This is a genomic window from Lysinibacillus sp. RS10 (genome assembly GCF_041956855.1).
Lineage (GTDB): Bacteria > Bacillota > Bacilli > Bacillales_A > Planococcaceae > Lysinibacillus > Lysinibacillus xylanilyticus_A.
In genome coordinates, this window is the sequence record NZ_CP167122.1 from 537,310 (window position 1) to 554,814 (window position 17,505).

At 37.9% G+C, this 17,505-nt stretch carries 16 protein-coding genes and 1 riboswitch; of the genes, 7 read left to right on the forward strand and 9 right to left on the reverse strand.

Annotated features, from left to right (window positions below):
* Window positions 1-149 precede the first annotated feature (149 nt).
* Both ACB089_RS02745 and ACB089_RS02750 read left to right on the forward strand, forming a co-directional pair.
* Window positions 150-1,307: an exonuclease SbcCD subunit D gene (locus ACB089_RS02745; protein ID WP_374965223.1), complete on the forward strand. Its 1,158-nt coding sequence runs from the start codon at window positions 150-152 to the stop codon at window positions 1,305-1,307.
* Complete coding sequence (locus ACB089_RS02750; protein ID WP_374965224.1) at window positions 1,304-4,384, forward strand: AAA family ATPase; 3,081 nt, start codon at window positions 1,304-1,306, stop codon at window positions 4,382-4,384. Before ACB089_RS02745 ends, ACB089_RS02750 begins: the two co-directional genes overlap by 4 nt.
* A 26-nt stretch (window positions 4,385-4,410) precedes the next feature.
* Here ACB089_RS02750 and ACB089_RS02755 read toward each other — a convergent pair whose 3' ends face one another.
* The 6 genes from ACB089_RS02755 to ACB089_RS02780 all read right to left on the reverse strand — a co-directional run bounded on the left by ACB089_RS02755 (window position 4,411) and on the right by ACB089_RS02780 (window position 11,174).
* A complete protein-coding gene (locus tag ACB089_RS02755; RefSeq protein ID WP_374965225.1) occupies window positions 4,411-5,130 on the reverse strand; it encodes a lactate utilization protein C in 720 nt (239 codons plus the stop codon).
* A 3-nt stretch (window positions 5,131-5,133) separates the two neighbouring features.
* Window positions 5,134-6,558 (reverse strand): LutB/LldF family L-lactate oxidation iron-sulfur protein, encoded by a 1,425-nt coding sequence (locus ACB089_RS02760; RefSeq protein WP_374965226.1) that lies wholly within the window; start codon window positions 6,556-6,558, stop codon window positions 5,134-5,136.
* Window positions 6,558-7,292 carry a (Fe-S)-binding protein gene (locus tag ACB089_RS02765; protein ID WP_374965227.1) on the reverse strand — a complete coding sequence of 245 codons (735 nt, stop codon included), beginning with the start codon at window positions 7,290-7,292 and terminating at the stop codon, window positions 6,558-6,560. Before ACB089_RS02765 ends, ACB089_RS02760 begins: the two co-directional genes overlap by 1 nt.
* A 31-nt stretch (window positions 7,293-7,323) precedes the next feature.
* Window positions 7,324-8,637: a GntP family permease gene (locus ACB089_RS02770; RefSeq protein ID WP_374965228.1), complete on the reverse strand. Its 1,314-nt coding sequence runs from the start codon at window positions 8,635-8,637 to the stop codon at window positions 7,324-7,326.
* Between the two features lie 112 nt (window positions 8,638-8,749).
* Complete coding sequence (locus tag ACB089_RS02775; RefSeq protein WP_374965229.1) at window positions 8,750-10,540, reverse strand: helix-turn-helix domain-containing protein; 1,791 nt, start codon at window positions 10,538-10,540, stop codon at window positions 8,750-8,752.
* Between the two features lie 301 nt (window positions 10,541-10,841).
* Complete coding sequence (locus ACB089_RS02780) at window positions 10,842-11,174, reverse strand: DUF4870 domain-containing protein (protein ID WP_374965230.1); 333 nt, start codon at window positions 11,172-11,174, stop codon at window positions 10,842-10,844.
* 123 nt (window positions 11,175-11,297) lie between these two features.
* A riboswitch (TPP riboswitch) is annotated at window positions 11,298-11,405 on the forward strand.
* 157 nt (window positions 11,406-11,562) lie between these two features.
* Here ACB089_RS02780 and thiT point away from each other — a divergent pair.
* Both thiT and map read left to right on the forward strand, forming a co-directional pair.
* Complete coding sequence (gene thiT / locus ACB089_RS02785; RefSeq protein ID WP_368638265.1) at window positions 11,563-12,123, forward strand: energy-coupled thiamine transporter ThiT; 561 nt, start codon at window positions 11,563-11,565, stop codon at window positions 12,121-12,123.
* A 279-nt stretch (window positions 12,124-12,402) separates the two neighbouring features.
* A complete protein-coding gene (map, locus tag ACB089_RS02790) occupies window positions 12,403-13,158 on the forward strand; it encodes a type I methionyl aminopeptidase (protein WP_374965231.1) in 756 nt (251 codons plus the stop codon).
* Between the two features lie 41 nt (window positions 13,159-13,199).
* On the opposite strand, the gene ACB089_RS02795 is transcribed toward map, so the two are convergent.
* Complete coding sequence (locus ACB089_RS02795) at window positions 13,200-13,913, reverse strand: hypothetical protein (protein WP_368638263.1); 714 nt, start codon at window positions 13,911-13,913, stop codon at window positions 13,200-13,202.
* A gap of 308 nt (window positions 13,914-14,221) precedes the next feature.
* Here ACB089_RS02795 and ACB089_RS02800 point away from each other — a divergent pair, with 308 nt between their 5' ends.
* The 3 genes from ACB089_RS02800 to ACB089_RS02810 all read left to right on the forward strand — a co-directional run bounded on the left by ACB089_RS02800 (window position 14,222) and on the right by ACB089_RS02810 (window position 16,195).
* Entirely contained in the window at window positions 14,222-14,386 is a 165-nt protein-coding gene (locus ACB089_RS02800) for a hypothetical protein (protein WP_374965232.1), read from the forward strand.
* A 252-nt stretch (window positions 14,387-14,638) separates the two neighbouring features.
* Window positions 14,639-15,466: a polyphosphate kinase 2 family protein gene (locus tag ACB089_RS02805; protein ID WP_374965233.1), complete on the forward strand. Its 828-nt coding sequence runs from the start codon at window positions 14,639-14,641 to the stop codon at window positions 15,464-15,466.
* Window positions 15,467-15,610: 144 nt separating this feature from the next.
* Window positions 15,611-16,195, forward strand: a complete 585-nt coding sequence (locus tag ACB089_RS02810) for a GNAT family N-acetyltransferase (RefSeq protein ID WP_368638261.1) — start codon at window positions 15,611-15,613, stop codon at window positions 16,193-16,195.
* A 52-nt stretch (window positions 16,196-16,247) separates the two neighbouring features.
* Here ACB089_RS02810 and ACB089_RS02815 read toward each other — a convergent pair whose 3' ends face one another.
* Together ACB089_RS02815 and ACB089_RS02820 are read right to left on the reverse strand one after the other, a co-directional pair.
* A complete protein-coding gene (locus tag ACB089_RS02815) occupies window positions 16,248-16,811 on the reverse strand; it encodes a beta-class carbonic anhydrase (RefSeq protein ID WP_368638260.1) in 564 nt (187 codons plus the stop codon).
* A 342-nt stretch (window positions 16,812-17,153) separates the two neighbouring features.
* The gene (locus tag ACB089_RS02820; protein ID WP_368638259.1) at window positions 17,154-17,288 is read right to left on the reverse strand and encodes a hypothetical protein; all 135 of its coding nucleotides are present in this window, start codon (window positions 17,286-17,288) and stop codon (window positions 17,154-17,156) included.
* Window positions 17,289-17,505 lie beyond the last annotated feature (217 nt).

Sequence of the window (17,505 nt, forward strand, 5' to 3'; positions counted from 1 at the left end):
ACGGAAAGAACCCTAAGAGCGACAGTTCCCCCGACACCTCAGTTCCCCACAGTATGGCAAGGAGCCTAATTATAATTTTTAAACTAATAAAAGGAAAACCAATCAATCTATCAGCCATGATAAAATGAGATAGACAGGAGGCGCAAAGAATGAAAATATTTCATACAGCAGATTGGCATTTAGGGAAGCTTGTACAAGGCGTATACATGACGGAGGATCAGCATTATATTTTACAGCAATTTATGCAAGCTATTGATGAGGAAAAGCCGGATGTAATCATTATAGCAGGTGATTTATATGACCGTTCGATGCCCCCTATAGAGGCAGTGAATTTACTAAACGATATTGTGGCGGAAATTGTACTTGAGAAGAAAATTCCGGTGTTAGCAGTTGCCGGGAACCATGATAGCGCAGGTCGATTGAACTTTGGCAGTAGTTTAATGAGCGATAGTGGCTTACATATTAAAGGTCAATTTACGAAAGATCATGCACCGATCGTTTTACATGATGCGAATGGTGAAGTACATTTTCATCTCGTACCATATGCAGAGCCAGCTTCAGTAAGGACTATTTTAGATGATGATTCCATTCGATCTCATCAAGATGCGATGGAAAAAATAATCGATCATATTGTACAAAGTATGGATACGACAAAGCGTAATGTTTTTGTTGGACATGCCTTTGTAACGAAGTATGGTGAGGAAGAAGCGAATACTAGTGATTCTGAGCGTCCTCTATCAATAGGAGGTTCGGATTGTATAAATGCAGCGTTATTTAAGCCTTTCAACTACACGGCGCTTGGGCATTTACATAAAGCGCATTTTGTATTGAATGACACGATTCGCTATGCTGGCTCTCCATTGAAGTATTCATTATCTGAGCACTTACATGAGAAGGGTTTTTTAATCGTTGAGCTAGATGCACAAGGAGATCTCGCTGTAACAAAACGAAAGCTCGTACCGAGACGAGATTTACGTGTCGTAGAGGGTTTAATGGATGATTTATTGAAATTATCACCAAGTGATGATTATGTATTTGTCCGCTTAACAGATACGACGTCAGTAGCTTCGCCGATGGAACGTATCCGGACAGTGTTTCCTCATGCAATGCATGTTGAGCGTAAAGCATTACGCCAAGAAGTTCAACATGAAATTCAAGCGGTTGAGACGGAAAAGGTAGAAGACATCAATTTATTGCGATCATTTTTTAAAGATATAATTGGTGTACAGCCAGATCAAGATACAGAGCGTCTATTTACAGAGATGCTGCAGGAATTATTAGATGAGGAGCGAGAGACAGTAAAATGAAGCCATTAAAGTTAACGATTACTGCATTCGGTCCATATAAAAACACAGAAGTGATTGATTTTCAACAGCTCGGTGACCATCGTTTATTTGCGATTTCCGGAAAAACAGGTGCGGGGAAAACGACAATTTTTGATGCTATATGCTTTGCACTTTATGGAGCGGGTAGCGGTGAGGATCGTCAGGATACTGCTATGCTACGAAGTGGATTTGCAGATGATGATGTGTATACTGCTGTAGAACTCATCTTTGAAATGCATGGTAAGGTTTATCAAATTTTACGTCAGCCGGGGCATATTAAAGCCAAAAATAAAAGTGTTACTGGAAAGAAAATTGAACTGGCTGAAATTAAAGAAGACAAACTTGATTTTAGTATTGTAGAAAAGCAACAAACGCTTGAGGTAGATAAAAAGCTACAAGAAATAATAGGTCTAACAAAAGATCAGTTTAGCCAAATTGTGATGCTGCCGCAAGGTGAATTTCGCAAGCTATTAACCTCGGATTCTACAAATAAAGAAGTGATTTTACGCAAAATTTTTAAAACGGACCGCTTTGGTGCTATGACAAAAAGACTTGATGCGAAACGAAAAGAAGCTGAAAGTGATTTGCTGCGTGCTAAACAATTAAAGGAGCACCTTCTTGGCCAAATTGCAGGGGCTTTACCACAGCGTTCGTCATCTTTATTTACTTGTATTAATAATAATACCGAAAATATGCATCAGCTGAAGAAAGCTCTAGATGAGGAGCAGGTCTATTATACTGAATGTATACAAGTAGAACAGCAGCGCTATAAAGAAGCTTATGCGCATCATCAAAAAGAACAAGAATATTATAGTATGGCGAAAACACTCAATGAACAATTTGACGAGCAAATCAATCGTCAGAATCGTCTGCAGGCATTGCTACAAGAACAAGAGATATATAGTGCAAAAGAACGTGAAATTGCATTGGCAGAGCAAGCGGAGCGTCTCCTCATACTTGAGCAACAATGCATCGACTTACGTGCCGAGCAAAATCGTAAAGAACAATCCTATCAGCAAACAATGATCGAACAGCAAAACGCAGAAGCTCAGTTAAAAATAGCACAAGAGAAATTTACCATTGAAGAGGCGAAAGAGCCTGAACGTCAGCAAGTTTTACAACAGGAATTACAGCTACAAGCATTATTGCCGAAGTTTGAGGCCTATGAGAAAAACGTTCAGCAAATGCAAATCGCTGAACAATATGTTGTAACAGCAAAACGAGCCGTAGACGATAATAGTACAATCGTAGAAAAAGAACAAAGGCAATTTCAGCAACTAACAACAACAATGGAGCAATATGAAACACAATTGGAGCCATATGAGGGGTATTTAGAACAGCTACCGAAGCTAAAAGAGCAAGTATCATTACTAGCGCAAGTTGAAAAATACACTAGAGCAGTTGAGACTGCGGAGCACGAAGTAATCATTACTAACGCCCACTATCAAGAAAGTAAGCAGGCTCTTCAACAGCTAGAGCAGCAATGGATTGCAAGTCAGGCAAGTATTTTAGCGCAGCAGTTGAAGGGCGGGGAGCCTTGCCCAGTGTGTGGTAGTACAACACATCTTGAAACACATCGCGAACAATTAGAGATGATCGAATTAGCACAAGTAGAAGTTTTACGAGTAAAGGCGGCTACTGATGAGCGCAAGTTTTTAGAGAAAGAAGCTTTATTAAATTCTACAAAGCAACTTTTACAAGAGGCGCAAGAGCAGTTAGCGTCTAATGAGATTGATCAAGCGAATCAAGCGCAAATTGTAGCTTCCTTACAAAATATAGAGCAACAAATTACAATTTTAAAAGTAGTGAGCAATCAATTAGTTAATGTACGTATGCAACAAAAGGATTATCGTGCACGAATGGAGCAGCTACAAGAAAAGCAAATAAAGCTAGAGCAGTATTTAGCTGAAAAGACGAAGGAATTTACAAAGCAACAAGCAATTGTGGAAGAGCAACAAAAGCATATTCCAGAAAATCTTAAGACGTTACAATCATTAAAGCAGGCGATTGTCGATATAGGTTCACACAAGGTGGCTTTACAAACTGATTGGCATGCTAGTCAGCAAAATTTACAGTCGGCCAAAGAAGCAACAAATAATGCTAGAATGACCCTAGAAATAACTAAACAAGCTTACGAAGAATTAAAACTGAAAATGGATGAAAAGCGTGAGCAATTTTCAGTAAGTATGAAGGAAGCAGGTTTTGAAAGCTATGAAGAGTATGCTGTGGCGAAGCGTAGCGTGTTACAAATAGAGACTTTACGGAAGGCTTGTAGTGATTACGCTCTGCAAATAAATACGTTGCAGGTACAAATTACCGAGGGAGAAAAGCATCTTAAAGGACAAGAGAAACAAGATTTAACGGTAATGGAAGAAAAGGTAGAGATGCTTCGTGTAACATATGAGGAAGCTTTTAAAGTTTTGCAGCAGATGGAAGGATTTGCGCAAGCTTGCGCAGACTTTATCGAAAAGGTAGAGGAAGCGGAGCAAGAGATACGCTTACTTGAAAAAGAGGCAGGACGAGTGAAGGAGCTCTATGCAATGTTAAATGGACAGAATGCGAAAAAGCTGTCCTTTGAGCGTTATATTCAAATCAATTATTTAGATAAAATTACAGAGGCAGCAAACATCCGTCTACACCATTTATCCAATGGCCAATTTGAGCTACGACGTTCAGATCGTTTAGAAAAGCATGCTAAGCAAAGTGGGCTTGGGTTAGATGTATATGATGCCTATACGGATCAATTACGAGATGTGAAAACATTATCAGGTGGAGAAAAGTTTAATGCATCTTTAAGTCTTGCTCTTGGTATGGCAGACGTCATTCAAAGCTTTCAGGGGAATATCCGCATAGAAACGATGTTTATTGATGAAGGCTTTGGTTCTCTCGATGAAGAAGCATTGAATAAGGCGATTGATACGCTTATTGATTTACAAGATTCTGGACGCATGATTGGTGTCATATCACACGTTGCAGAATTAAAAGCTACAATGCCCGCAGTTCTACATGTCGAAAAAACAATGAATGGTCACAGTCAAACTTGGTTTGAAGTGAAGTAGAGGCGTAAAACGATACGCCTCTTTTTCTATAAATCATCAATAATGATGTAGGTCATGTACATAGGGCCGTGAACACCGACAACTAAAATCATTTCAATATCGGCAGAGTTACTAGGTCCGGAAATAAAATTAACGCAAGAAGCAAGCGTTTCACCATTTTGTAGACGCTCTCGAATTTGTACAGCGGCCTGCGTCATTCGAGGTACGATGGAGCTTTTTGGCATTAAAATGATGGATTTTGTAGGTAAGAAACTAACAGTTCGACCGTGATTTGGATTGCTAAAAAGTACAGCTGTACCGGATTCCGCCAGTGTGATATCACTAATTGTAATTCCGATATTTGCTTTCTCTACTAGTGCTATATTGTCCCTGCCAGTTGTCGGATCCCAAGTGTGCAGTTCGATTTGTTTTTTAGATAATGTATCTGAAAACAGCGCTGTCAGACCATAAGCGTCAAATCGTTCATCCTGCCAAGTCATAATGGGACCACCATCATAATCGTCAATAACTTTTTCTAGTGTCGTAGCTAAATCAGTAGCAGATGTCACAACGCAGTTCGTATTGATGCGTGTGCATTGTTTTTGTAAGACGCCCAATAGCTCATTCTGAGATAAGTTTTGTAACGTTTTATGCTGCGGTGTATGGCGCCATTGAGGACGTTCCACATGTGTTGGTATAGCTGAACGTTGAAGTCTAGAAGATAATTGACGGATAAATGTCTCGCGATTTTGAATTGTGCCTACCATCCCTTAATCATCTCCTTTTTGTCGATTTTCGAACCAGTCACGGAAGCGTTCTTTTTTAGGTGCAGGAAATTCACGAATATCTGTCCAATTTTTTAATGGGCCAATGCCTTTTGATAGTTGCTCATTTTTTGTTAATGGTTTTAAAACACTTGATGCAACTTTAGATCCGAATTTATACATACCGCTTGATGAGGAGCCAATACCGAAAATAGACATAAGGAAGCGTTCAGATACTGGAGCACGACCTTCCTTTTCCACAATGGTTTGTCGATGCTTATGAAGTAACTCATGTAGCGGAATTTTTACTGGACAAACATCAGTACAAGCCCCACAAAGTGTTGAAGCAAATGGTAGTTCCTTATATTCATCATATCCTCCAAGCAATGGAGATAAGACAGCCCCAACAGGTCCAGAGTAAATAGAACCGTATGAATGACCGCCTACATGACGATAAACAGGGCAAATATTAGCACATGCACCACAACGAATACACTGTAAAATTGCTTGGAATTCACTGCCTAAAATTTCGGATCGCCCATTATCAACAATAACTAAATGAAATTCTTCTGGGCCATCTACATCACCTTCTTGACGAGGACCGCTTAATACAGTTACGTAACTAGGCAGTTTTTGACCTACTGCACTTCTTGTTAGCATATTGACTAGTACTTCTAGCTCTTCAAACGTTGGAACAAGCCTTTCCATACCCATTACTGTAATTTGTGTTTTTGGTAATGCTGTCGATAAATCAGCATTTCCTTCATTTGTTACGATGCAAACAGAGCCAGTTTCGGCAACTGCGAAATTACAGCCCGTAATTCCGATATCCGCAGTTAAATAATCATCACGTAACATTTTTCGTGCGTGTTTTGTTAGTTCCTCGGGACGTTCAGAGCCTTCATAGTGATGATGACGTTGGAAGCTTTCCTGTACCTGTTCCTTCTTACGGTGTAAAGCGGGTGCGACAATATGTGAAGGCAAGTCGTTGTCGAGCTGTAAAATGTATTCTCCTAAATCAGTTTCGATGACACGGCAGCCAACATGCTCCTCTAAATAATGATTTAAGTCAATTTCTTCTGTTACCATTGACTTTGATTTAACGATTTTTTTGGCTTGCTTTTTATTAGCGACTTCAGCGATATAGACTTGGGCTTCTTCCGCAGTGGCTGCAAAGAAAACGTGACCACCACGTGCAGCGACCTGTTCACTTAGCTGTGTTAAATAGTAATCTAGGTTTGCAAGTACATGCTGACGAATCTCTTCACCTAGGGAACGCCATTCCTCCCAATTACCAAGCTCCTCGGTAGCCAATTGACGATTTGTTTCTAATCGGTCTTGTGCACCTGAAACGGCACTACGCATAAAGGTATTTTGTATGCCTTCTCCAACACGATTATTAAAAGATTCATTGCCGACCTTCATTGGCATTATGCACGCACCTCCGCTTTTCGAGAATTTAAAATTTCAGCTATATGAAGTACTTGTATATGTGCACCTAATCGTTCCGCACGACCGCGAATATTCATTAAACAGCCTTCATCTGCGCCAACTAAATAAGTGGCACCTGTTTCAATAATATGCTGCACCTTTTCATCAACCATTTGCTCAGAAATAGGTGTCATTTTAACCGAGAATGTACCACCGAAACCACAGCAAGTTGTTTTGTTAGGTAGCTCTGTATACGTCAAACCTTTCACATTGTCTAGTAATGTGAAAGGCGCGCTTTTTACACCAAGTAAACGTGTCATATGGCAGGACATATGATAGGTCACATTTCCATTGAAACTAGCACCCACGTCTGTAATGCCAAGAACCTCTACGATAAATTGTGTTAATTCATAAGTTTTGTTAGCCAATCTTTTTGCACGAGCCGACCATTGAGCATCGTCTGCAAAAACTTTTTCATATTCGCGGAACATATAAGCACAAGAACCAGAAGGACAGACAATATATTCAGCATTATCAAATGCTGTTATCATGTTTTTCATTGCTTCCTTTGCTTCTTTAACATAGCCGGAGTTGTAGGCAGGTTGCCCGCAGCAAATTTGCCCTTTTGGAAATATGACTTCACAGCCAAGATGTTCTAGAAGTTCTACAGTTGCTTTGCCCACATTTGTTTGAAACATATCTACTAAACATGTTGCGAAAAGTGAGACTTTCATGTTTGTTCATCTCCTACTGTTTAATTAATATTTACGAATAAATTAAGATCGCAGCAATTAATGCAGGAATTGCCGCCACAAGAGGCCCAATTACTGAAACGAAAAATATATGTTTGTAGGCATCTTTATGTGTTAAACCTATAACTGCCAGTACAGTAATAACGGCACCATTGTGTGGTAATGAATCTAAACTACCGGAGGCAATTGTCGCAATGCGATGAAGTGCCTCTGGATTAATACCTAGATCTAAATAAGTTTGAGCCAGTGTTTCCATCGCAATTCCAAGTCCACCAGAGGCAGTACCGGTAATCCCTGCAAGTGCCGCAATAGCGACATAAAGAGAAATTAAAGGACTTCCTGGTATGTTGGCCAGCATTTCTGTTATTACCCCAAAACCAGCTGTCGCTGCAATAACGGTGCCGTAACCAACATCAGCGCTTGTATTGACGATAGGTAAAACGGTATTTGTTGCTCCTACATTAATTGCTTGTAATTTGTTGTCTATGTATTTCCAAAAGATAATGATGGAAACAAGTACTGTAAGCATTAATGTGTAGAGAATATCTACTTTAAAGACGTTTAATGTAACAATTAAGAAGATTGGTGGCAAAATACTTAAGATAAAAGGTGGTAATTTTCTCTCGCTTGCCTCAAAAGCTTTTGAATCCTGTTTTTCTGGATTTTTCATATTTTCATAAGTTTCACCACGCGCCTCAGATTTAGACAATTGACGTTTTAAATAGAAGCAATTAAAAAGAATAATAGTAATCGTAGCAACAATCCCAACAACCGGTGCTGCAGTAGCTGTTGTACCTAAATATTTCGTTGGGATAATGTTTTGTACAGATGGTGAACCAGGAAGCATAGTCATCGTAAAGGTTGCCATGCCAAAGAAAAATGCTCCTGTAAATAGATGCCAAGGTATATTCATAGCTTTAAATAATGGCTTAGCAATTGGTAAAATAGCGAAAATAACAACGTATGTATTAATGCCACCTAATGTTAAAAAAGCACAAATGATGACGACTGCCATTAGCGCGTTAAATTTACTATGACGTCCCATAATATTTAAAAGTTTTTCTGCTATTGCACGAGCAGCGCCACTATCATCCATAAATTTACCGAAAATTGCGGCAAATAAGAAGATGAGGTAGTAATTTTTCATAAAGTTTATGAACCCGCTCATATAGTTGTCCTGTAGTGAATCTAAAATAGGCATTTGATTTAAAATGATGACGATTAAACTGGCAATTGGCGCAATAATAATGATACTGAAACCACGTAGTGCTAGAAAAATTAATAAAGCCAGTGAAGCAATAATCGTAAACAAACTCCACATTTCCATTCCTGTTAAGCCCCCCTTGCTTAATACAAATATTCTGAAAATTCAACAAGTATGGTTTAGTATAACAATGAATACTAATAAAATACTATGTAAAAACAGACAAAGATAAGAACTACACTTTGTCTGTTTTGGCCAACTTTGCGTTCTGTAAGTAGGAAAGCATATAGATTGCGAGATTTAATTCAAACATAGTTTTCCCGTTTTGTTCATCAATTTCTATCAATGAAAAAATTGTCTGAAGTCTATATTTGATGGTGTTTAGGTGTACAAAGCATGCCTCGGCTGTTTGTTTGCGATTCTGATTATTCTCGAAAAATACCTTTAATGTATATAACAAATCAGTTTTATGCTGTTTGTCATATTTGATAATGGGTCCAAGTTTCATCTCTACATATTCTGCCATTTCCTGTGGGTCGTTATTTAAGAAAAGGGTGTAAGGTCCAAGCTTATCGTAGGATAAAATGAACGGTGCTTGTTCGAGTGTTTGTAAATAGTCTATGCACTTTTTTGAGTCCCGGTAAGAACTGGAGATATTTTCAATTGAGTCGAAGTGTCTCCCAAGGCCAACCATAAACGAAAGTGAATTGTACTTTTTAGAATCCTGATCGAGGAGCTTGAAGAAATGTTGAATGCTTTCTTTAAATTGTTCAACTGGTTCTCTTAGATTGTTCATAAATAAAAAATGGTAGTGCGAATCATGTTCTGAGATGAAAACTGGTAAGGAAAATAAACGTGTTAAACGATAGAGCAGCTTACTAAATTGTTGCTGCTTTTTTTTAGTTTGAGCAACACCATACTTACTTCCTTCAAGCTGTAGAGTAGCACATAAATAATGGGTAGCTTGTTGGGCTTCTTGGCGTTTATAAAAGGCATTAAAATTCAAGTTTAGTAGCTGTTGTAACAAATAACCATCATATTTAAAAGAAATTTCAAGCTCCTTTTCCTCCTCTGCTAATTGTAAGGCGAAAAGAGCACTTGCCTGTTCTACTGCGAATAAATCTAGAGGATCCATCTGTAAATGGTGATCCATAACAATCAACAGTATTCCTATAACACCCCGCTCTATATGGATGGGAAACAAATAGCTTACATACATTTCATGGTTGATGGGTATATGTACTTGATGTCGCACGCACTGCTGAACAACTGTATGAAGATGCTCTGATTCTTGCTCTTTTAAAATTTCGGTTGCAAGCTTTGCTGTTGAAGAAGATGCGACAAGTAAATCGTAAAAATCAGTGATAATAGCTACAGACTGTCCTAGTAAGGAAGCGAGTGTATCAATCATTTCGTTTAGTCGGCCTCGTGTTAAAGAGACACGTGTTAAAGCATTATAAATACGTTTAGAACGCTCATTTTGAGTAAATAATTTTGCGTTTTCGATGGCAATCGAGGACTGATTTGCAAATGCTTGTAGCATTGTTAAATCACTATTCTCAAACTGTGTATCTCCTGAAAAGTTAACAATCGTTAACACGCCTATACATGAATTACTTTTATCAAGAAGCGGAGCACAAACAGCACTTTTCGGGTAAGTAAAATCACCGACTGCTTTTGTATAGTTTTCTTCATACTGTGGAAATAAATCGGCCATGTTTTCAGTTACATCATCGCTAGAGTGGAATCTAAATGCCTTTTTTTGAGAGAATACTTTTCCAGTCATCCCTTCATTTGAGGCAAGGTGAATTTTCTTCAAGTAAGCTAGATCATAACCAATAGCATGCTTAGCAATTAAACGATTTGTTTCTGTATTTAACATAAACAGCACACCTGCATCAGCACCTTTAATCACATGGAGTACTTCACTAATAAGTTTTTCTAACACTTGGTCTATATCGAGTGTTGAGGTTAGGACCTGCGCAGCGTTAACCAAGCTCATTAATTGTTTTTCGGTATTTATCATAAACAGCTCCTCATGTGTATTGCTAAATTTTATTTTACAGTGCCATATAGAAGATAGCGAACTGTTAATTAGCGAAAAATAAAGAATCTGCTGAAAAAAGTAAGCAGATTCTTGTTATTAACCCTATTTATAGATGTTTTTGGAGTGATTAGTCGTTGCTTTCTTTGTAGCGATTACTTTTTTTACAATCGGGATCACGATAGGTGCTAATTTTACGGCGGTTTTAACAACTTTAGATACTTTCATAAAAATAACAGCTCCTTTGACTATTAGTACTACCCGTTAAATACCGTAATGAAACTTATCGAATAACGCGAACGGCTTGAACAATATTCCAAATGACGATTCCTAGAGTGATGAGTAAGTAAATTGCCATTGAAGCAAACCAGATGATAAGAAACGTAGTGCTGTCTGAGTTCGAGTCAAAATTGTTCAATGATAAGGTTGAGAAAACAAAGACGGCAAAGAAGATAATTCCAAACACGAATGGAATTAAATGTGATATAAGTGCTCGGATAGAGTTTTTCTTTACGGAGTCATCTTTTGAAACAAAGTACACTACTAATGGCACAATAACAGGTGCGAAAAAAATACTGAGATAACTAAAGGCAGATAAAGTTTTTTGGTTCTCCATAGTTGTACCTCCTTTTTATATATTTACGCATGAAAAGCGGCAAAGTTTCAAAAAAAAAGTTGGAAGAGGTTGTAATCATCACCATGTTTTCGTACAATGAGGTTGTTCGAATAATTTAGATGTAACGACCACAAGGGGAGCTGATGATGTCAGCTGAGACTGGGCACGTAATGCCTTGACTCTTTGAACCTGTAAGTTAACGCTTGCGTAGGGATGTGGATAGAAACTGACACTTTTACGATGTGAGGCTCTGTCCTGACATCGTTTTTCTTTATTCAGCCGAAAGCGTGCCGAATGAAGATGAAAGCTATTGATGTCAGATAGGGACATATCAGCGCATTTCTATTCCTTCTCTTGTATCCTACATCGGAACAAAGGAGAGAATAATATGGACAATAAACGATTATTAATGCTTGTGGAAATTGCGATATTCGCAGCGATTGGCCTTGTGCTCGATCAAGTTTCCTTTAAAGTATGGGCACAAGGTGGCTCTGTTAGCCTAGTGATGGTGCCAATTATTTTAATAGCATTCCGTTGGGGCCTTATTCCAGGGCTAACAACGGGCTTACTAATTGGTGTTATGCAGACAATGTTTGGTGCTACAATTGTACATTGGCTTCAAGGATTACTCGATTATGGTGTTGCCTTCACAGTAGTTGGTTTAGCGGCTGTTGTTCGCCAACCAGTGCTTGAAGCTGCTAAAAATTTAAACAAAACAAAAATGGCGCTTTATATTATTTTAGGAACTGTATTCGCAGGGTTTTTACGTTATGCTGCACATACAACTGCTGGCGCTGTGTTTTTCTCAGAGTATGCTGGCGATCAAAATGCATGGATTTATTCAATCATCTATAATGGTACATATATGCTGCCAGCAACGGTTTTAACAGCAATTGTCGGAGTCCTGTTATTTACAGCAGCTCCTCAATTAATGCAACGAAAATCATAATTATTATGCCCTTCACATGAGTGGAGGGTTTTTTTTGCCAGTTAGGGATGACATTTGTTGAAAAGTATACAATGTATATAAGTTGATCTTCGTTCCGACTGAACGCCCCTAGGAAAGCGCCCAGTCGGAACGGAAATCAACCACACGTTAAGATGATGAGCCTGTTTTTTAGCACTTTACAATTTAAGATGGCATATAATAATTAAAGCGTTTAGCGTTTTTTGTATAAAAAGTTATGTTATATTAATGAATAGATATTAGATGAAAGGGACGTTAAAAATGATCGTAAAAACGCAAGAAGAGATTGAAGCCTTTAAAAAAATCGGCCGTATTTGTGCTGAAATTCGTGAAGCAATGAAGGCAGCTACAAAACCAGGTGTAACAACACTTGAACTAGATGAAATTGCAGGCCATATGTTTGCTGAGGCAGGAGCAATTTCTGGACCTAAAGGGGAATATGATTTCCCAGGATACACATGTATTAGTGTGAATGAGGAAGTAGCACATGGTATTCCAGGTAAACGTGTGATTGAAGAGGGAGATATCGTAAACATTGATGTATCTGGTTCATTAAATGGCTACTTTGCAGATACGGGCATTTCATTTGTAGTTGGTGAAGGCTGTGAAGATAAAGAAAAACTGTGTCGTGTAGCTAAAAGTGCTTTTGATCGTGCAATGACAAAAGTAAAAGCTGGTTCAAAACTAAACCAAATCGGAAAAGCTGTTGAACGTGAAGCATATGCCAATGATTTAACAGTGATTATGAACCTAACAGGTCACGGTTTAGGTCGTTCGTTACACGATGAGCCAAATCATATTTTAAACTATTATGATGCATGGGATTCTACAATTATGAAAGAGGGTATGGTGCTTGCAGTCGAGCCCTTCATCTCAGCTAAAGCGGAGCATATTGTCGAAGCTGGTGATGGCTGGACATTCGTTACGCCAGACAAATCATTAGTTGCCCAAATTGAGCATTCCATTATCGTTACAAAGGATAAACCAATCATCTTAACAACATTAGATGAAGAATAATATACTTAGTTATGTAAAGACTAAAAATCCTGCAAACCAATTTATTTTTGGTAGGCAGGATTTTTTTTAATAAATAATATACCGACAAGTAGCACGCCACATAAAAATAAGGCTGCCGTTGTCACAAGTAGCTCATCCAAACCATTATGTAATGCGACTCCAACATAGGACCAGATAAATACACTTGGATACATAATATCAAAATGGTGGAATCGAATATGTAGCGCTATTGCGACTCCGATTGTCAGTAAAATAACTGCCCAAAGTGGATTACTAAGGCCAAAACCGTTCCATTGATAAGATGTTAGCGTAAAGCTTACGTTAGTCATTAGTATAAATGTAACCCATGCCAAGTAAATCGAGAAGGGTATACGACCTGAAGGTGAGTTATCGCTGAGAGGATACGTATTGTACAACAAAAATAAATACAGTACTAAAATAAACATACTAGCGATTGTCACGATAAATAGTTCGTGATGCCAAACAACAATTGTTAACGCCTGCATGATACATATGCTACTAAAGAGAACAGTCTGTTTAATAGTTGTCTTTTTAATATTCATGACTAACCAATAACCAAGTAACATGTAAATCACAATCCAAATCACATAACTAGCATTAAAAGGTGCAAATATTACAGGAAAACGATTTGAGATTTCTAACGAAGATTGACCGTTTATTTTCATGAAATAGGATGTAAAGGTTAGGATAAGTGAGACAATAAAAGTTACTGTCATCAAAATAAATCGAGGCATGTTTTCCTCTCCCTTCGTGTTAAATTGTATAGGGAAAAGACAAATAAGTATAGGACTGTGAGATAATAATTTCATTATAACGGAAAATTCCAACAATGTATCGTGTTATTTCGATCAATTTTGCCTCGGCATAATTGCGTCCGGAATCGGCTTTGTGCTTAGGCCTGCAGATGTTTTTTGTGCGAAAGCAAAGTGCTAACGTAGCGGCAGCAACAGATGTTTTTTGTGCGAAAGCGAAGTGCTAACGTAGCGGCAGCAACAGATGATTTTTGTGCGAAAGCGAAGTGCTAACGTAGCGGCAGCAACAGATGATTTTTGTGCGAAAGCGTAGTGCTAACGTAGCGGCAGCAACAGATGTTTTTTGCGCGAAAGCGAAGCGACAGCAACGTGTCTTTGTCTGTGCGAAAGCGAAGCGGCAGCGGCAACACAGCACCGATGCAGGTCAGTTAGCCGTTATCGCATGGATGCGATGATTTTAGGCTAACATCCCCTAAGAATTCCTTTCCGATTCCGTGACATCTGCCGGGGGCTTTGGGCCAACATGATGTTGGTCACTCAGTCGTTGCCACAGGACGTGGCGTTCTTAGACTGAGTTCTTCTATTTCAGCGGATGTTTGTACACTCGCTGAAATAAGTTAAAATCATCTACAATTTACCATTTGCATAGGCATGCATATATTTCTTTAGTACAATAAGGGTATTCAACTGTAAGGAGTGAAGTTTTAATGACCCAAAATTTAAATAATCTAGATCTATCAATTGAACTAGATAAAAAAATGTATAAAAAGAAATTAAAAGTACTCCAATATGAAATGTTAAATGCTCAACAGTTTTTATTAAACAATAAAATTGGATTAATTTTAGTGTTTGAAGGTATGGATGCTGCTGGAAAAGGTGGCGCTATTAAACGTCTAATTGAGCGTGCTGATCCACGTGGTTATGTCGTACATCCAATTTCAGCACCTCAGCCTCATGAACTGCGCTACAATTATTTACAACGCTTTTGGAGAAAACTTCCACAACATGGGCAAGTAGCTATTTTCGATCGTTCTTGGTATGGTCGTGTATTAGTTGAGCGTATTGAAGGATTTGCAACTAAAGAAGAGTGGTCTCGTTCATACGAAGAAATTAATAATTTTGAGAAGATTTTAACAGCAGGGGATTATATTATCATTAAGTTTTGGCTTCATGTATCTGATGAGGAGCAGCTTAAACGTTTTAAAGAACGTGAGAAGGATCCATATAAGTCTTGGAAGCTAACGGATGAAGACTGGCGTAATCGTGAAAAAACACCTCAGTATATGGATGCTGCAAATGAAATGTTTGAGAAGACAGATAAGAAAAATGCTCCTTGGATTCTAGTGCCAGGTAACGATAAAAAATATGCGCGTGTACAAGTGCTGCAAGAAACAATTGCACATATCGAACGTGAGGCAAAAAAACGCGGCCTTCATTTAACAAATGTCTTAGACAAAACGCATTTAGAAGATGCTGAATCTTCTAGTCTTGAATTGCTAGAAGAGAAACCTAAGAAAACAAAAACAAAAAATTAAATAATGATATGGATGCTGTAACAACAAGACGAGATGTTTTAGTTGTAGCAGTATCTTTTTTTACATACAATTAAAGTAAAACTTAAAAAAATGAATTCAAGCATTAAAATGTAATGACAATTTGCGGAAGGTTAGTGTGGAGAAATGGTGCTTAAGATTTGGAGATTATTGAGGAAAAAGGGTGAAAATGTGGTATCAATTCAAGGGGGCAAATGCTACATTCGCACATTTCAAGAAAAAGATGCACAAAGTTTAACTGGTCTCGTAAGCCGTAATAAATACTTTTGGTCTACATACGAGCCTTTACAGCGACCTGATTATTATACAATTGATGCTCAATATAAAAAAATTCAAGAAAGCTTATACCTAATGGACTCAAAGCGGGAATATACTTTCGGTATTTTTGAGCCGGGTACAAATAATTTAATAGGACATATTGCTCTTTATGCCGTCAAACGTTTACCATACTCAAGTGCATTTGTTGGTTATGCGATGGATGAAATTTATGTAGGGAAAGGGATTGTGACAGAAGCAGTTAATATGGTCGTGCAATTTGCTTTTGAACAAGTAGGCTTACATCGTGTAGAGGCTTATGTCTCAACACAAAATAATGCTTCTATCCGCGTCTTAGAAAAGTCTGGATTTCAGCGTGAAGGTCTTTTAAGAAAGCTTCTGTACATTAATGGTCAATGGGTGGATCATTATATGTATGCACGTTTAGAGGATTAAAAAAGAATCGTCTATCTTTCGAACAATGACAGATAGACGATTCTTTTTCTAACTATTGTTTATTACCGTCTTCGAGTAAATCAAGTCGACCTGTATTTGGGTCAATTACTAAGCCATGAACAGGTACGTCTTTAACCATTAACGGGTGATTTCGAATTGTATCGACACTTTTCTTTACACTTGTGGCTACGTCGCCAAAGCCACGTAAAAATTCTTTTAAATCAAGACCTGAATATTCCATCATTTTTATGGTTTCAGGGTTAATCCCTCTAGCAACCATTTTACTTAGCATTGCTTCTGGGTCAACTGCACTCATACCGCAGTCGTAATGGCCAACAACATAAACCTCATCTGCTTGTAGTTCATAAACAGCTACAAGTAAACTACGCATTATTGCACCAAAAGGGTGACTAACTAATGCGCCGGCACTTTTAACGATTTTTACGTCGCCATTACGTAAATTCATAGCTTTAGGTAACAGCTCTACAAGACGAGTATCCATACAAGATAACACAACGATGCGTTTATCAGGAAACTTTGTTGTAATAAAAGGCTCATATTTTTTTTCTTGAACGAAATCTACATTAAACTTTAGAATATCTTGTAACATTGACATGAAAGATTGCTCCCTTCCCTACAAAAATATTGTAGAGCAAATCTTTAAATATGCAAATAATAATGACAATATTCACGCAATTTTATGAAAAAAAAAGAAATTAAGTAATGTATTTAGCGAATCGAAATAATTGAAAAAATCAAATTTCACATGGGAGTAATTCCCCCGCTCAAAACAGGATGTGGTGTTCTTAGGCTGAGTTCCTCTATTCCAGTAGGTGTTTGAAAACCTGTTGAAAAGGGACCACATCCACATTCATCACGCAATCTTTTAGGGTGGTATTCTTCTATTGAATAAAGAAAAAAACAGCTATGTTTTCTAGTAGCTGTTTTTTTAATGAAATTAATATTTTTCTTTTGGCATTGGATCTACAGTTACTGAAGATTTAGTATCTAAACCGACTTGTAAGTAGTGGATGAAGAATCCTAGAGAAATTAGTAAAACTACTGAAAAACCTAATACAGTCGTAATGAACATAATAAAAGCTCCTCTCTACTAAAATAATCTACAATATTATCTTATAGTAATTATACAATAGGTTAATAGGAAAATGTAAGGATAATTTATGACATTCACAACATACCTAGTCTAGAATAATATAGAAGGAACAAATTGCTTAAATGATCTAGTTACCATCGCGGTAAATGAGTCTATTTGCCCGTCTGTAGTAATACCGTCTATATTCAGTTGCTTA

Bases quoted from the DNA above. Each gene is read 5' to 3' on its own strand.
- ACB089_RS02745 (WP_374965223.1), top strand. From the start codon at position 150: ATGAAAATATTTCATACAGCAGATTGGCATTTAGGGAAGCTTGTACAA.
- ACB089_RS02750 (WP_374965224.1), top strand. From the start codon at position 1,304: ATGAAGCCATTAAAGTTAACGATTACTGCATTCGGTCCATATAAAAAC.
- ACB089_RS02755 (WP_374965225.1), bottom strand. From the start codon at position 5,130: ATGGTAGGCACAATTCAAAATCGCGAGACATTTATCCGTCAATTATCT.
- ACB089_RS02760 (WP_374965226.1), bottom strand. From the start codon at position 6,558: ATGCCAATGAAGGTCGGCAATGAATCTTTTAATAATCGTGTTGGAGAA.
- ACB089_RS02765 (WP_374965227.1), bottom strand. From the start codon at position 7,292: ATGAAAGTCTCACTTTTCGCAACATGTTTAGTAGATATGTTTCAAACA.
- ACB089_RS02770 (WP_374965228.1), bottom strand. From the start codon at position 8,637: ATGGAAATGTGGAGTTTGTTTACGATTATTGCTTCACTGGCTTTATTA.
- ACB089_RS02775 (WP_374965229.1), bottom strand. From the start codon at position 10,540: ATGATAAATACCGAAAAACAATTAATGAGCTTGGTTAACGCTGCGCAG.
- ACB089_RS02780 (WP_374965230.1), bottom strand. From the start codon at position 11,174: ATGGAGAACCAAAAAACTTTATCTGCCTTTAGTTATCTCAGTATTTTT.
- thiT (WP_368638265.1), top strand. From the start codon at position 11,563: ATGGACAATAAACGATTATTAATGCTTGTGGAAATTGCGATATTCGCA.
- map (WP_374965231.1), top strand. From the start codon at position 12,403: ATGATCGTAAAAACGCAAGAAGAGATTGAAGCCTTTAAAAAAATCGGC.
- ACB089_RS02795 (WP_368638263.1), bottom strand. From the start codon at position 13,913: ATGCCTCGATTTATTTTGATGACAGTAACTTTTATTGTCTCACTTATC.
- ACB089_RS02800 (WP_374965232.1), top strand. From the start codon at position 14,222: ATGATTTTTGTGCGAAAGCGTAGTGCTAACGTAGCGGCAGCAACAGAT.
- ACB089_RS02805 (WP_374965233.1), top strand. From the start codon at position 14,639: ATGACCCAAAATTTAAATAATCTAGATCTATCAATTGAACTAGATAAA.
- ACB089_RS02810 (WP_368638261.1), top strand. From the start codon at position 15,611: ATGGTGCTTAAGATTTGGAGATTATTGAGGAAAAAGGGTGAAAATGTG.
- ACB089_RS02815 (WP_368638260.1), bottom strand. From the start codon at position 16,811: ATGTCAATGTTACAAGATATTCTAAAGTTTAATGTAGATTTCGTTCAA.
- ACB089_RS02820 (WP_368638259.1), bottom strand. From the start codon at position 17,288: ATGTTCATTACGACTGTATTAGGTTTTTCAGTAGTTTTACTAATTTCT.